Consider the following 12,717-nt stretch of genomic DNA (forward strand, 5'->3'; position numbering starts at 1 on the left):
GGCGCAGTGGGTCTCGGTCGACGGGGAGCTGGTCGAGACCGGGATCTGGTTCGGTTCTCTAGCGCGCCCGGGCGTGCGCCGCTCCGCCCTCGGCCGCGTCGCAGCCGTCGGTGCCGCTCGCCGACTCCGCACCGCCGGCCTACGGGTCGCCGCCGCCGCCCGCGTACCCCTCGGCGCCCGCCTACTCCTCCGCGCCCGGCCACCCCGCCGCCTACGCGGCCGCTCCGGCGCCCGTCGTCCCCCGCACGCTGAGCCTCGTCGGGATGATCCTCGGCATCGTCGGCCTGGTCATCACGCTCTTCGCCGCCGGTTTCGGCTTCCTGCTGTCGGCTCCGGCCGTCGTGCTCGGCTTCCTCGGACGCCGGCGCGAGCCGGCCGCGCGCGGCTTCGCGCTGACCGCGATCATCACCGGGTTCGCCGGCATCGCCGTCTCGCTGATCTACCTGGCGGTCTTCCTCGTCTTCGTCGTGGTCGCCCTCGCCGCCGGCACCTCCGGCTACTGAGCCGGCGCGGGCCGCTCGACGCGCTCCGCGAGCAGCGCGCGGTGGCGCCCGGCGATCCGCGTCAGGATCAGCACCGCGCTGCCGGTGCCGGAGAGGCCCAGCCGCTTGCGGAAGCGGGCGGGGTCGACGTCCACCCCGCGCTTCTTGATCTCGAGCACGCCGATGCCGCGGGTGCGCAGCTCCTTCGCCAGCGTGCGCTCGTCCAGCGGCAGCTCGGCGAGGACCCGGAAGCTGCGGAGGAAGGGCGAGGCGGCCTCATGGTCGCCGGTCAGGTAGGCGATGCCGGGCGAGAGCATCCGCGAGCCGCTGGAGCGCGCGAGCTCGCCCAGAAGGCGCGCGCGGATTGCGGAACCGTCCGGCTCGTGCACGAACGCGCCGAGGGGGCCGACCTCCTCGTCCTCGCTGTCGCCCGCCGCGGTGAGCTCGGAGGAGCCGGCCGCGCCGAGCAGCAGAGCGGAGCGGCGCACGCCCGGGCGCGCTAGAGAACCGAACCAGATCCCGGTCTCGACCAGCTCCCCGTCGACCGAGACCCACTGCGCCTCGGCGTCCCGCGGCAGGCGCTCGCGGTCGAAGCCGGGACCCACCTTCACGCCCACGGGACGGTGCTCGGCCAGGCCGAACGCGAAGTCGAGGGAGGGGGAGTAGTCGTCCGGATCGTCGAGCCGGCGGGTCTCGCGGTGGCCGGCCGTGCGGCGTGCCGGGTCCAGGTAGACGGCGTCGAAGCCGTCGAGGTCGAAGCCCTCGGCCGTCGAGTGCACGGCGCTCGCCGCGGGGAACGGGGCGAGGTTGAAGCTGGCCAGGGTCGCGGTGACCTCGTCGGCCTCGACGGCGGTGACCGCCAGGTCGATCGCGGCCATCGCGAGGGCGTCGCCGCCGATCCCGCTGCCGAGGTCGGCGACGCGCGCCGCTCCCGCCGCAGCGAACCGGCCGGCGTGCAGGGCGGCGACGCGCAGCCGCGTCGCCTGCTCGAGTCCCGCGTCCGTGAAGAGCATCGAGCGGGCGAACTCGCCGAACTTCGCCTCCGCCTTCTGCCGGAGCCTCGCCTGGGTGAGCACCGCGGCGACGAGGACGGGGGAGTGGCCGGCGGCCCGGAGGCGTGCCACGGCCCGCACCAGGTCGTCGGACCGGTAGCCGTCGAGGGAATCGAGGAGCCGGAGGCCCTCGGGGGAGAGGAGCTCGACCAGCTCGTCGCGTCGCATCCGGCCATGGTAGGCCACGGCCTCCCGGCGGGTCCGCCGCCCCGCTTGGCACTCTGATTGCACGAGTGCCAGCGGAGCCCCTACGATGGATCTAGCACTCTCGGAGCGTGTGTGCCAGAACCGCGTTCCGCCCACATCGTCGTCAAGAAAGAGGTCAACCGTGTCGGTGTCCATCAAGCCGCTCGAAGATCGCATCGTCATCAAGCAGGTCGAGGCGGAGCAGGTGACCGCTTCCGGTCTCGTCATCCCCGATACCGCCAAGGAGAAGCCGCAGGAGGGCGAGGTCGTCGCCGTCGGACCCGGTCGCATCGACGACAACGGCAACCGCGTGCCGCTCGACGTCGCCGTCGGCGACAAGGTGATCTACTCCAAGTACGGCGGAACCGAGGTCAAGTTCGGTGGCGAGGACCTGCTGGTCCTCTCCGCTCGCGACGTCCTCGCGGTCGTCGTCCGCTAGGCAGCATCCCTCGGAAGGGCCCGTCGACCTCGGTCGGCGGGCCCTTCCGTCGTTCCCGGTCCTCCTCGCGACCAGTGGCCTGATCCGCCCGCTGCGGGGCCGTCCTCCCACCCCGCGCCTGCGTAGCATCGGGGGAGTGACCAGCTCCCGCACCCCTGCCGAGGCCGTCTCGCCGTCCCCTTCGGACGTGCCCGTCGGCGAAGGAGTGGAGGCGCTCGGAGCGGCGGGACGCCCGGGCGGGATGTCCGGCACGGGGCTGCTGTTCGCGTTCTCGGCCTACCTGCTCTGGGGTGCGATGCCCCTCTACTTCATCGCGATGGCGCCGGCCTCGCCGTTCGAGATCGTCGCGTTCCGGGTGCTCTTCTCGCTCGTCTTCTGCGTGATCCTGCTCACGGTCCTCCGCGGCTGGCGCTCCTTCGGCGCGCTGCTGCGCCGCCCCCGCCTGCTCGGCGTGATGGCGATCGCGGGCGTGCTCATCTACGTCAACTGGCAGGTCTACGTGATCGCCACGACCACGGGCCATGTCATCGAGGCGGCCCTGGGCTACTTCATGAACCCGCTGGTCACGGTGCTGCTGGGCGTCCTGGTGCTGCGCGAGCGCCTCCGGCCCCTGCAGTGGGCCGCGATGGGCGTCAGCGCGGTCGCGGTGCTGGTCATCGCGGTGGGCTACGGATCCTTCCCGTGGATCTCGCTCGCCCTCGCCTTCTCGTTCGGCCTCTACGGCCTGGTGAAGAGCCGCGTCGGCGGCACGGTGGACGCGGTCGGCGGGCTGACGCTCGAGACGCTCTGGCTGACGCCGCTCGCCGTGGTGCAGCTGGCGGTCGTCGGCTCCACGGTGGGGCTGACCCTGACGACGGAGGGGACGGGGCACGCCCTCATCCTCGCCTCGGCCGGGATCGTCACGGCCGTCCCGCTGCTCCTGTTCGCGGGCGCCGCCCGGCGCCTCCCGCTGTCGATCGTCGGCTTCGTGCAGTACCTGACGCCGTTCCTGCAGTTCCTCGTCGGGGCCTTCGTCCTGCACGAGGAGATGCCACTCGAGCGCTGGATCGGCTTCGCGCTGGTGTGGGCCGCCCTGGCGATCTTCTCAGGCGACCTCGTCGCCGCGGAGCGCAGACGGCGCCGATCCTCCGTCTGATCTGCGGAACGCGTCGTCCTGGCGCGGCGCGACAGCGGAATGGTAACGATCCGGTCGCGAAACGTATTGGTAACACCCCTGTATTGTTCACGGCTGCTTCGAAGGTTAGGTTGGCCGAGCGGTTGCCACCGGCGCCGCTCCCACTGACACACACCTCTCAAGGAGCAACATGGGCGTTTACGCGAAGGCCGGCTCGGCCCGCGCGCGGTCCCTCCGGGCAACCCTCGGCGGCGTCGCCATTCTGGGCGCCAGCGCTCTCGTCCTCGCCGGCTGCGCCGGCGGCGGCGACAGCGGATCGAGCGGCGACAGCGGCTCGGGCGACCTGTCCCTCAAGATCGGCACGATCCTCCCGCAGACCGGCACCCTCGCCGTCCTCGGCCCGCCCGAGATCGCGGGCGTCGACCAGGCGGTCGTCGACATCAACGACGCCAAGGCCGGCATCACGATCGACGTGGAGCAGAAGGACTCGGGCGACACCACGACCGACATCGCGACGCAGTCGGCCACGTCCCTCATCGCCGACAACGTCTCCGCCATCATCGGCGCGGCGTCCTCGGGCGTCTCGAAGACCTTCATCGACCAGGTGACCCAGGCGGGCGTCGTCCAGATCTCGCCGGCCAACACCTCGCCGGACTTCACGACCTACGACGACGACGGCTACTACTGGCGCACCGCTCCCTCGGACGTGCTCCAGGGCCGAATCCTCGGCAACAAGATCCTCGGCGACGGCAAGACCAACGTCTCGATCCTGTACATGAACGACGCGTACGGCACCGGCCTCGAGAAGAACATCAAGGAGACCCTCGAGGCGGGCGGAGCATCCGTCGCGGCCGAGGAGATCTTCGAGCCGGCCTCGACCGACTTCAACTCGGCGCTGACCTCGGTCCTCGCCCCGAACCCCGACGCGCTGGTCGTCATCTCGTTCGACGAGATCAAGACCATCGCGGAGCAGCTCTCGGCCAAGGGCTTCGACTTCTCGAAGCTCTACGGCACGGACGGCAACTACGGCGTCATCGGCGAGTCCGACACCAACGTCGACATCGCCGGCGCCCAGTTCACCAACCCGGGCGTCCAGGCGTCCGAGGACTTCCAGGGCAAGCTGCAGTCGCTCGTCGAGTCGCAGGGCAACGACGCGCTGACCGTGTTCAGCTACGCGCCGGAGTCGTACGACGCCACGGTCCTGACCGCTCTCGCCGCGCTCCAGGGCAAGGCGACGGACGGTGCGACCATCCGCGACAACCTCATGTCGGTCTCGGAGGGCGGCACCAAGTGCACGACCTTCGCCGACTGCGCGAAGCTCATCGCCGACGGCGAGGACGTCGACTACGACGGCCTCTCCGGCCCGATCTCGTTCGACGAGAACGGCGACACCAGCGAGGCCTCGGTCTCGATCTACAAGTACGGCACGGGCAACACCACCTCCTTCGAGGAGACCGTCGAGGGTTCGCTGAACTGACGACGCGGTGACGCGGCTCCTGCCGCATCCCTGAGGGGCTCGGTCTTCGGACCGGGCCCCTCCGCCGTTCCCGGAGCGGAGAGCAGGAGACGCGCCGGTCGTGCGGACGCAGCGAGGCGCGGCGGTCGTCCGGGAGGGTGGCCGCTGTCGGGTGCGGGCGGACGGCTCCGCGGCGTCCAGGGCCCGGCGTGGCGTCGAGGAGCCACCCGGGAGGAGGAGCGGCTCTGACGGCCTGTACGCGCCTCCGAGCGCCTCTCCCGGCCTCGAGGGGGCGCCCTGCCGAACCGCGGGCGGGAGCGACGACGTCGAGCGGGAACGCAGAAGCGCGCGCCCTCCAGTGGGAGGACGCGCGCTCGTGGAGTGCGGAGGGCCTAGGAGGCGCGGAGCAGCGCCGCCTCCTGCGCCAGGCGGTACGTGACGAAGGAACGGCTGTAGTTGCGGCGCTTGCCGCCGGTGGTCTCGGCGATGACGACCTGGGCGTAGACGCCGACGACGCGCCAGCGCTCGTAGTCGCCGATCGCACCGGTGCCGAAGCCGGCTCCGAGTTCCACAGGGGCGGGGGTGTATCTCTTCATGGTCGGCTCCTTCGAGGCGGACGACGCGGCGCTCGAGGCGCTGCGGGGAGGGGAGGAGATCGGCGGCCGATCGCGGTCCCTACCGGGGGAGAGGGGAGCGGGACGTCCCCCTGCAGGGCTGTCCCGTGTCCCCAAAAATACGGCAGGCAGGGCGATATCCTGTCCCCCTCGTGGGTGTCGCTGGTGCGGAGAGACTCTCGCTGTCCTGCCCTCGTCCCGCGGACAGGAGACCGAGGGTCCGGCCCGCCGTTCCGCCGACTTCCCGGGGGTTCGGCGGGCATCGCGGAGAGACCGGTGAAGGCCTGTCCGCGCCGGGAGAGCGGCCCCCCGCCTCCCTTCTGCGGCACCCCTTGCCGGCGCGTCTCCGGGCACCGAGCCGCCTGCCTTCCCGCCCTGCTCGGAGTGGTCTCCGAGCGGCACGGCGCCCTGGGCGAGCGGCCCCGCCTCCGCCCCGGAGCCGCACCGGCCCCTCGGCCCCGCTCGCGCCCGCTCCGCGCCCCGGCAACGACGAAGGGCCCGCCGTCCGGAGACGACGGGCCCTTCGCAGCGGGGGTCAGCCGCCGACGGTCGGGGTGCTCGTAGTGACCTCGTTGGTCGTCGCGAGCGTGCCCAGGTAGAGCTCGATGACCTTCGGATCGTTCATCAGCTCCCGGCCCGCGCCCTCGTAGGCGTCGCGGCCCTGGTCGAGGACGTAGCCGCGGTCGCAGATCTGCAGCGCCCGCCGCGCGTTCTGCTCGACGATCATGATCGAGACGCCCGCGCGGTTGATCCGCTGCACGTTGACGAAGGTCTCGTCCTGCCGCATCGGGGACAGGCCGGCGCTGGGCTCGTCGAGCAGCAGCATCGACGGGTCCATCATCAGAGCCCGCGACATCGCCACCATCTGGCGCTCACCGCCCGAGAGCGACCCCGAGCGCTGCTTGAGCCGCTTGCTGAGCTCCGGGAAGAGCTCGGTGACGAACTCGAGCCGCTCCTTGTACAGCTTCGGCTTCTGGTACATGCCCATCTCGAGGTTCTCCTCGATGGTGAGCGACGGGAAGACGTTGTTGTTCTGCGGCACGAAGCCCACGCCCTTGGACACCAGCTTGTCGGCCTTGAGGCCGGTGATGTCCTCGCCGTTCAGCAGGACGGTGCCCTGGCGGATGTTGACCAGGCCGAACATCGCCTTCAGCAGCGTCGACTTGCCTGCACCGTTCGGGCCGATGATTCCGACCAGCTCGCCGCGCTTCACGTAGACGTTCGAGCCGTTGAGGATGTTGACCCCCGGCACGTAGCCCGCGTGCAGATCGTGCGTCTCGAGGGTGTTCGGAGTCGTCGTGTCGGCGGTCATCTCTCGTCCTTCTCGAATTCGACGGCCGGGGCGTCGGTCGTCGGGGCGACGCTCGTCGGCGCGGAGGCCGACGGGGACGCCGTTCCGGCGGCCGGAGCGTCGTGGCCGGGCGTCGGGACGCCGGCCTGCTCCGCCTGCCGCTCCACGTCCTCGCGGACGAGGTCGGAGTCCATCTCCTCGGCGATCTCGAGCTGGCCCTCGATCGTGCCCAGGTCGGTGTCGTGGTGCGCGCCCAGGTACGCGTCGATGACGGCCGGGTCGTTCATCACGGTCGAGGGCGGGCCCTCGGCGACGACCTTGCCCTCGGCCATCACGATCACCCAGTCGGCGATCGTGTTGACCATGTGCATGTCGTGCTCGACGAAGAGCACGGTCATGCCCTCGTCCTTCAGGTTCACGATGTGACCCAGGAGCGACTGCGTCAGCGCCGGGTTCACCCCGGCCATCGGCTCGTCGAGCATGACGAGCTCGGGCTCCGACATCAGCGCCCGCGCCATCTCGAGCAGCTTCTTCTGGCCGCCCGACAGGCTCGACGCGTAGTCGTCCCGCTTCGTGTCCAGCTTGAACTTCTCGAGCAGGCGGATCGCGCGCTGCTCGATCGAGTCCTCCTCCTTCGACCACAGCGGGCGGATGAGCGAGGTGAAGATGTTCTCGCCCTTCTGCCCCTTCGCGCCGAGCAGCATGTTCTCGAGCACCGTCATGCCGCCGAGCGCCTTGGTGAGCTGGAACGTGCGCACCATGCCCATCCGCGACACCCGGTAGGCCGGGACGTTGGCGAGGTTCTTGCCCTTGAAGTTCCACTTGCCGGTGTTGGGCTTGTCGAAGCCCGTCAGCAGGTTGAAGAACGTGGTCTTTCCGGCCCCGTTCGGGCCGATCAGGGCGGTGATGGATCCGCGGGGGATCTCGAGGTGCTCGACGTCGACCGCGGTCAGGCCGCCGAAGCGGCGGCTGACGTTGTCGGCGACGACGATGGGGTCCTTCTTCCTGACCCCGGGGACGATTGCTTCCTCGGTGATGTCCGAGACCGGCGTCTTAGGCAAAGTGCAGATCCTTCTTCTTGCCGAAGATCCCCTGGGGTCTGAAGATCACCAGGAGCATGAGGGCTACCCCCACCACGATGAACCGGATGGGTCCGGTCTGCACGGTGGTGAGGCGGATGAGGTCGTTGTTGAGGACCCCGGTGTCGATCCCGAGCGTGAGCAGTCCGTCGGTCAGACCGAGGACGACCCAGAAGATGATCGAGCCGACGACGGGTCCGAAGACCGTCGCGGCGCCGCCCAGCAGCATGATCGTGTAGAGGAAGAACGTGAGCTGGGTGCCGTAGTTGTCGGGCTGGAGCGAGCGGGGGAGGATGAACAGCGCTCCTGCGAGGCCTCCGAGCACGCCGCCCAGGATGAGCGCCTGGATCTTGTACGAGAAGACGTTCTTGCCGAGCGAGCGCACGGCGTCCTCGTCCTCGCGGATGCCCTTGATGACGCGGCCCCAGGGGCTGCGCATCAGGAGGAACACCAGGAGGCAGGCCAGGAGCACGAGGCCCCAGCCGACGATCCGCACCCACCACTGGTCCTGGCTGTAGGTGAGGACGCCGATGCCCCAGCGGCCCTCGGGGAGCGGGTTGAGGTCGTTGAACGCCTTCGCCGCGCCGTTGATGCCCTCCGAGCCGCCGGTGATCGCCGAGAACTCGGGGGTCTTGACCGAGAGCCGGATGATCTCCGCCGCCGCGATCGTCACGATCGAGAGGTAGTCGGCCCGCAGCCGGAGCGTCGGGATGCCCAGGATGAGCGCGAAGACGGTCGCCGCGACGATCGTCGCGAGGAAGGAGCCCCAGACGGGCCATTCGAACTTGACCGAGGTGATGGCGAAGGCGTAGCCGCCCACTGCCATGAAGCCGGCCTGTCCGAAGTTGAGCAGCCCCGTGAATCCGAAGTGGATGACCAGGCCGATGGTCGCCAGCGCGTACGCGGCGACAGTGGGATCGACGATCTGCCCGATCGCCAGCCAGATGAAGTTGAGGTTCATGGTGTCCTAGCCGATCCGTTCCTTGCGGCCCAGGATTCCCTGCGGCCTGACCAGGAGGATGATGATCATGAGAACGAGCGGAGCCACGTACTTGAGGTTCTCCGGGATCCAGATCGTCGAGATGTTCATCATCAGTCCGATGATGAGCGAGCCGACCAGCGCGCCGTAGGCGGAGCCGAGTCCGCCGAGCGTGATCGCCGCGAAGATCAGCAGCAGGATCGACGCTCCCGTGTCCCAGCGCAGCGACTGGTAGTAGCCGATGTAGACGCCCGCCAGCGCGGCGAGAGCGCCCGACATCACCCAGACGACGCGGATGACGCGCTCGACGTTGATGCCCGAGGCGGAGGCGAGGGCCCGGTTGTCCGAGACCGCCCGCATCGCCTTGCCGATCTTCGTCTTCGTGAGGACGTAGGCCACGGCGACGATGCAGACGACGCCGACGACGGCGCCGACGATGTCGGTGAACTTCAGGCTGATCCCGAGCTCCGGCACCGTGAAGAACGGAGCGGTGCTGTTGGGGAGCGAGAGGCGGTCGGCTCCGAAGAAGAAGACGAACACGTAGCGCAGGGCCAGCGAGAGGCCGATCGTCACGATCATCAGCGGGATGAGCTGGATGCCCTTCTTCCGCAGCGGCTTCCAGAGCAGTCCGTCCTGGACGAAGCCGAAGGCCCCGCCGAGGATCACCGCGATCGGGATGGCCAGCAGCGCCGGGAGTCCGAAGACCCCGGAGAAGAGGTACGCCATCAGCGCGCCGAAGGTGACCAGCTCGCCGTGGGCGAAGTTGTTCAGGCCGGTCACGCCGTAGATCAGCGAGGCGCCGATCGCCGCGAGGGCGATCAGGAGCCCGAAGATCAGGCCGGTGACGACCTTCGGCCAGAAGATGATCCAGAACGTGTCGGCCGACACCGGCTGGTTCACCGCATTGGACGTGCCGTCGGGGTTCGTCGCGTCGTTGCCGGTCGTGCCCTCGGTCGCGGGGCTCGTCGGAGCCGCGGAGTCCGTCGGGACCGGGACGGTCGCTCCGGAGCCCTTCGGGTTGGCCGTCGAGACGATGAAGTTGACGATCTGGTTCTGCGAGGCGACGATCTTCACCTGCTTCGGGTTCTGACCTGCGGCGGGGTAGCCCTTGTCGGCGGGCAGGGACTCCTCGTCGACGGTCACCGTGTAGGTGCCCGCGGCGTCGAGGGGGAACGTGGCCCGGCCGTCCTCGCCGGTGGTCACGGTCGCGGAGGCGTCGCCGCCGATCTCGACGGTCACCCCCGTCAGGTTCTCGTTCGTCCCCTGCACGCGGACCCAGGCGATGATCGACTGGTCGGCGGTGGTGGCGGCGAGTGCGGCGGGGGCCGCCGCGGCGATCCCGGTGAGGGTCGCGGCGAGCAGACCCAGGGCCAGGAGCCGGTCTCGGAGCCTCGGGCGTCTCCTATCCACGGGGCGCCTCCCGGTCCGTCGGATGCAGGGTCGTCGAGCGCTGGCGGCGCATCGAACGGCTGGCTGTGAGCAAGACGTCTACCTCTCGTCAGGGTGCACAGACGGATGGGGTCTCCGGGCACGCCCGAATCGCCGTCGTCAAACAACGTTGGTTGACCATACGTTCCGCATGTGTCGGCGGTGTTTCACCGTCCGCACTTACGCGTGACGACATTATGAGGGAGAGGAGAGCGCTCCAGCGCCCATCCGCGGCCCGGCGGCCGCGCCGTCGAGGAATACCGCGAGCCTCACGGCGCTTAAGATCGAACAACCGTGGCGCTCGTGAGCGGACTCCTCCCGTCCTCTCCGGGCTCCCGCACTCGACCTGCTAAGGGGCATTGATGGACCAGCCGGATCCCTTCGGATTCCTCGGACTCACCTACGACGACGTCATGCTCCTCCCGGGGCACACCGACGTCATCCCGAGCGAGGCCGACACGGCCTCCCGTCTCACCAAGCGCATCAGCGTGGCGACCCCGTTGCTCTCCGCGGCGATGGACACCGTCACCGAGGCGCGCATGGCGATCGCGATGGCCCGCCAGGGCGGCCTCGGCGTCCTGCACCGCAACCTCTCCATCGCCGACCAGGCCGACCAGGTCGACAAGGTGAAGCGGAGCGAGTCGGGCATGGTCTCGAACCCCGTCACCACCACCCCGGACGCCACCGTCGCCCAGGTCGACGACCTCTGCGGCCAGTACCGGATCAGCGGCCTCCCCGTCGTCGACTCCACCGGCGTGCTCGTGGGCATCATCACCAACCGCGACATGCGCTTCGTCTCGCCGTTCGAGAAGGCGACCACGCTCGTCCGCGACGTGATGACCAGCACCGGCCTGATCACGGGCCGCGTCGGCATCTCCGACAGCGAGGTCATCGCCCTCTTCGCGCAGCACAAGATCGAGAAGCTGCCGCTCGTCGACGCGCAGGGCAAGCTCGCCGGCCTCATCACGGTCAAGGACTTCGACAAGTCGGAGCAGTACCCCAACGCCACGAAGGACGACGAGGGCCGCCTCCGGGTCGGCGCCGCGATCGGCTTCTTCGGCGACGCCTGGCAGCGCGCCACCGCCCTGCTCGACGCGGGCGTCGACGTGATCGTCGTCGACACCGCCAACGGCGACTCCGCCGGCGTGCTCGACATCATCCGCCGCCTGAAGTCCGACTCCGCGTTCGCCGGCGTCGACGTCATCGGCGGCAACGTCGCGACCCGCTCCGGGGCGCAGGCCCTCGTCGACGCGGGCGCCGACGCCATCAAGGTCGGCGTCGGCCCCGGCTCGATCTGCACCACCCGCGTCGTCGCCGGCGTCGGAGTCCCGCAGGTCACCGCGGTCTACGAGGCGTCCCTCGCCGCGCGCGAGTCCGGCGTGCCGGTGATCGCCGACGGCGGCCTCCAGTACTCCGGCGACATCGCCAAGGCGCTCGTCGCCGGCGCCGACACCGTGATGCTCGGCTCGCTCCTCGCGGGCTGCGAGGAGAGCCCCGGCGACCTCGTGTTCCAGAACGGCAAGCAGTTCAAGACCTACCGCGGCATGGGCTCCCTCGGCGCCCTGCAGACCCGCGGCGAGCGGACCTCCTACTCGAAGGACCGCTACTTCCAGTCCGACGTGCCCACCGACGACAAGCTGATCGCCGAGGGCATCGAGGGTCAGGTGCCCTATCGCGGCCCGCTCGCCAACGTGGCGTACCAGCTCGCCGGCGGGCTCCGCCAGTCGATGTTCTACGTCGGAGCGCGCACCATCCCCGAGCTGAAGGAGCGCGGGAAGTTCGTGCGCATCACGGCGGCCGGGCTGAAGGAGTCGCACCCGCACGATGTGCAGATGGTGGTGGAGGCGCCGAACTACCGGCGCTGAGGGGGGCTGGTGGGGCCGGCGGCGGATCGGGATCGCGGCCCCTCTGCCCGATGGGCCTGCGGCCCATACGCCCACCACGCCGGAGGGGCCGCGATCCCGATCCGCCGCCTCCCTCCGGGAGACGAGCACCGGTCCTCGGCTGAGGGGCGGGGTACGCAGCGCGAGCGGCGCGATGCGCCGCCGCGACTGCGGGGGGAGGCTTCCGCCTGTGCCGACGGGGGAGTGGTCGTGCGCCGCGCGCGAGCGCGACGGAGTGGGGACGGGCTTCCCGCCTTGCAGCGAATGGTGGTGGCGGCCGCGCAGGCTTCACCTGTTGGTGGAGTGCGCCCGCTCGCGTCGATCGCGGCCTGGTGTGGAGCCCGGTGGGAGCGGAAGCAAGCGATCCGCTTTCCAGCGGATCGTCGTAGCGCGGACGCGAGACGCTCTTGGGAACGGGACCGCCCGCTCGGGCCGACCGCGGGCGAGCGGCGAGCGGCGAGCGGAGCGAGGAGCGAGCCACAGCTGACACCGCTCAGCGGTAACCGGCTATCCGCTTTCCAGCGGATCGGCGTAGCGCGGACGCGGGACGCTCTGCGGAACGCGACCGCCCGCTCGGGCCGACCGCGGGCGAGCGGCGAGCGGCGAGCGGAGCGAGGAGCGAGCCACGGCTGACGCCGCTCAGCGGTAACCGGCGATCCGCGTGCGAGCGGATCGTCGTAGCGCGGACGCGGGACGCTCTGCGGAACGGGACCA

11 protein-coding genes are annotated in these 12,717 nt (G+C 70.2%); 5 read left to right on the forward strand and 6 right to left on the reverse strand.

From position 1 onward, the window contains the following. The first annotated feature begins 110 nt into the window (after window positions 1-110). Window positions 111-503, forward strand: coding sequence for a hypothetical protein (locus C5C74_RS09815; RefSeq protein WP_104256104.1), 393 nt, complete (start codon window positions 111-113; stop codon window positions 501-503). Here C5C74_RS09815 and C5C74_RS09820 read toward each other — a convergent pair. Continuing rightward, window positions 497-1,702, reverse strand: coding sequence for an SAM-dependent methyltransferase (locus C5C74_RS09820; RefSeq protein WP_104351444.1), 1,206 nt, complete (start codon window positions 1,700-1,702; stop codon window positions 497-499). The genes C5C74_RS09815 and C5C74_RS09820 overlap by 7 nt on opposite strands. A gap of 160 nt (window positions 1,703-1,862) precedes the next feature. Between C5C74_RS09820 and groES the strand changes: the two genes are divergently transcribed. The 3 genes from groES (at window position 1,863) to C5C74_RS09835 (ending at window position 4,750) form a co-directional block, all read left to right on the forward strand. Next, complete coding sequence (groES, locus tag C5C74_RS09825; RefSeq protein ID WP_097167691.1) at window positions 1,863-2,159, forward strand: co-chaperone GroES; 297 nt, start codon at window positions 1,863-1,865, stop codon at window positions 2,157-2,159. 241 nt (window positions 2,160-2,400) lie between these two features. After that, window positions 2,401-3,294 carry an EamA family transporter RarD gene (rarD, locus tag C5C74_RS09830; protein WP_104224726.1) on the forward strand — a complete coding sequence of 298 codons (894 nt, stop codon included), beginning with the start codon at window positions 2,401-2,403 and terminating at the stop codon, window positions 3,292-3,294. Window positions 3,295-3,463: 169 nt separating this feature from the next. Further along, window positions 3,464-4,750: an ABC transporter substrate-binding protein gene (locus tag C5C74_RS09835; protein ID WP_104234163.1), complete on the forward strand. Its 1,287-nt coding sequence runs from the start codon at window positions 3,464-3,466 to the stop codon at window positions 4,748-4,750. A 371-nt stretch (window positions 4,751-5,121) separates the two neighbouring features. Here C5C74_RS09835 and C5C74_RS09840 read toward each other — a convergent pair whose 3' ends face one another. From C5C74_RS09840 to C5C74_RS09860, 5 genes are all read right to left on the reverse strand, one after another. Further along, complete coding sequence (locus C5C74_RS09840) at window positions 5,122-5,325, reverse strand: hypothetical protein (protein WP_146083055.1); 204 nt, start codon at window positions 5,323-5,325, stop codon at window positions 5,122-5,124. A 553-nt stretch (window positions 5,326-5,878) separates the two neighbouring features. Beyond that, entirely contained in the window at window positions 5,879-6,655 is a 777-nt protein-coding gene (locus C5C74_RS09845; RefSeq protein WP_104224729.1) for an ABC transporter ATP-binding protein, read from the reverse strand. Beyond that, window positions 6,652-7,695: an ABC transporter ATP-binding protein gene (locus C5C74_RS09850; protein ID WP_104224730.1), complete on the reverse strand. Its 1,044-nt coding sequence runs from the start codon at window positions 7,693-7,695 to the stop codon at window positions 6,652-6,654. Before C5C74_RS09850 ends, C5C74_RS09845 begins: the two co-directional genes overlap by 4 nt. Further along, window positions 7,688-8,674: a branched-chain amino acid ABC transporter permease gene (locus C5C74_RS09855; protein ID WP_104224731.1), complete on the reverse strand. Its 987-nt coding sequence runs from the start codon at window positions 8,672-8,674 to the stop codon at window positions 7,688-7,690. Before C5C74_RS09855 ends, C5C74_RS09850 begins: the two co-directional genes overlap by 8 nt. Window positions 8,675-8,680: 6 nt before the next feature. Next, the gene (locus tag C5C74_RS09860; protein ID WP_104224732.1) at window positions 8,681-10,102 is read right to left on the reverse strand and encodes a branched-chain amino acid ABC transporter permease; all 1,422 of its coding nucleotides are present in this window, start codon (window positions 10,100-10,102) and stop codon (window positions 8,681-8,683) included. Window positions 10,103-10,482: 380 nt separating this feature from the next. Here C5C74_RS09860 and guaB point away from each other — a divergent pair, with 380 nt between their 5' ends. Then, window positions 10,483-11,985, forward strand: a complete 1,503-nt coding sequence (gene guaB / locus C5C74_RS09865) for an IMP dehydrogenase (protein WP_104351446.1) — start codon at window positions 10,483-10,485, stop codon at window positions 11,983-11,985. Window positions 11,986-12,717: the final 732 nt, after the last annotated feature.

This window comes from Rathayibacter sp. AY1E8, from assembly GCF_002931415.1.
Taxonomy (GTDB): Bacteria; Actinomycetota; Actinomycetes; order Actinomycetales; family Microbacteriaceae; genus Rathayibacter.

Excerpts from the sequence above, each read along its gene's own strand:
- C5C74_RS09820 (WP_104351444.1), bottom strand. The coding sequence starts at position 1,702 with ATGCGACGCGACGAGCTGGTCGAGCTCCTCTCCCCCGAGGGCCTCCGG.
- rarD (WP_104224726.1), top strand. The coding sequence starts at position 2,401 with ATGTCCGGCACGGGGCTGCTGTTCGCGTTCTCGGCCTACCTGCTCTGG.
- C5C74_RS09835 (WP_104234163.1), top strand. The coding sequence starts at position 3,464 with ATGGGCGTTTACGCGAAGGCCGGCTCGGCCCGCGCGCGGTCCCTCCGG.
- C5C74_RS09840 (WP_146083055.1), bottom strand. The coding sequence starts at position 5,325 with ATGAAGAGATACACCCCCGCCCCTGTGGAACTCGGAGCCGGCTTCGGC.
- C5C74_RS09845 (WP_104224729.1), bottom strand. The coding sequence starts at position 6,655 with ATGACCGCCGACACGACGACTCCGAACACCCTCGAGACGCACGATCTG.
- C5C74_RS09855 (WP_104224731.1), bottom strand. The coding sequence starts at position 8,674 with ATGAACCTCAACTTCATCTGGCTGGCGATCGGGCAGATCGTCGATCCC.
- guaB (WP_104351446.1), top strand. The coding sequence starts at position 10,483 with ATGGACCAGCCGGATCCCTTCGGATTCCTCGGACTCACCTACGACGAC.